The organism is Roseobacter weihaiensis (assembly GCF_020622345.1).
Taxonomy (GTDB): Bacteria; Pseudomonadota; Alphaproteobacteria; order Rhodobacterales; family Rhodobacteraceae; genus Roseobacter; species Roseobacter weihaiensis.
This window is the reverse complement of sequence record NZ_JACNMO010000071.1, coordinates 1-1,399: the sequence shown is the minus strand read 5'-3', so window position 1 is coordinate 1,399 and position 1,399 is coordinate 1. Positions and strand designations below refer to the sequence as shown.

General features: G+C 64.0%; 2 protein-coding genes. Both read left to right on the top strand.

The window, feature by feature from the left end:
* A partial coding sequence (locus H7847_RS26535; protein ID WP_227272720.1) for a DUF3363 domain-containing protein occupies positions 1–846 on the top strand: 846 nt, incomplete at its 5' end.
* A 14-nt stretch (positions 847–860) separates the two neighbouring features.
* A partial coding sequence (locus H7847_RS26530) for a type IV secretory system conjugative DNA transfer family protein (RefSeq protein ID WP_227272718.1) occupies positions 861–1,399 on the top strand: 539 nt, incomplete at its 3' end.

Genomic DNA, 1,399 nt, shown 5'->3' with positions numbered 1-1,399 from the left:
GTGTGGCAGCTCAGGCCAGGCATGGAAGACACGCTGCGCGAGATGGCCGTGCGCGGCGACATCATCAAAACAATGCACCGGGCGATGGGTGGTCAGACGCGGTCGCCATCCGACTTCGCTATCGAAGGCCAACCGGACAATCCGATCCTCGGCAAGCTGGTCGATCGCGGGCTGCACAACGAACTCTCAGGCGAAGCCTACGCGATCATCGATGGGGTCGACGGACGTCTCCATCATCTGTGCTTCCGCGATATCGATCTCACTGGCGATACGCCGGTCGGCGGGATCGTCGAGACGCGGAGTTGGGCCGGGAATGATGGAGGATCGCGACGCCTTGCGCTGGTCGGGCGGTCGGACATCGCACTGGAAAAGCAGATCAATGCCGATGGTGCCACATGGGCAGACCGATTGGCGCTCGCCAAGACCCGCGCGCCGCTCGCGCAAAGCGGGTTCGGAGCCGAGGTCTGCGACGCTCTAAAGAAGCGGGCCGAGTATCTGGTCGGACAGGGTCTCGCGACGCGGCACGGTCAGCGCGTCACTTCCGCGCGCGATGTTCTCAAGACGCTGCGTCAGCGCGATCTCGATAAAGCCGCAAGCAAGATCGCAAACGAGACCGGTCTAGCTTTCCGAAAGTCCGGCGACGGCGAAACCGTGGCTGGCACGTATCGCCAGCGTCTCGACCTCGCCTCGGGCCGTTTCGCCATGATCGACGATGGGATGGGCTTCGAGCTCGTGCCCTGGAAGCCCCAGCTCGAAAAACATCTCGGCCAGACCGTCTCAGGCACCGTCACAGCAGGCGGCGGCATCGACTGGTTGCTCGGCCGCAAGCGCGGCTTGTCGATCTGACCCCGGAGACCCCTATGACCTCGAAGAAACACTCATCGCCCGCGACCGCCATCCTCTGGGGGCAGATCCTGATCGTCTCGATGGTCGCGCTGCTCTTCGTCTGGGCGGCGACGCAATGGGTGGCGCTCCGGCTCGGCTTCCAATCCGAGCTGGGCGAGCCGCTGATGACCATTTCTGGTCTGCCGATCTACGCGCCTTGGAGCGTCTTCGTCTGGTGGTATTGGTACGACGCCTATGCGCCGCGCGTCTTCATGGAAGGGGCGATCATCGCCGGAGCCGGCGGTATCGCCGCTGTATGCGTTGCGATCTTTCTCTCCGTGTTGCGCGCCCGCGAAGCGAGCAACGTGACCACTTACGGCTCCGCCCGGTGGGGCACTGAGAAGGATATGCGCGCGGCGGGATTGTTTGTCGATGATGGCGTGTTCCTCGGGCGCTACCAGTCCCGCTATCTTCGACACGATGGTCCCGAGCATGTGCTCTGCTTCGCGCCGACGCGGTCCGGCAAAGGGGTTGGGCTGGTTGTGCCCTCATTGTTGACCTGGCCGGGCTCGGC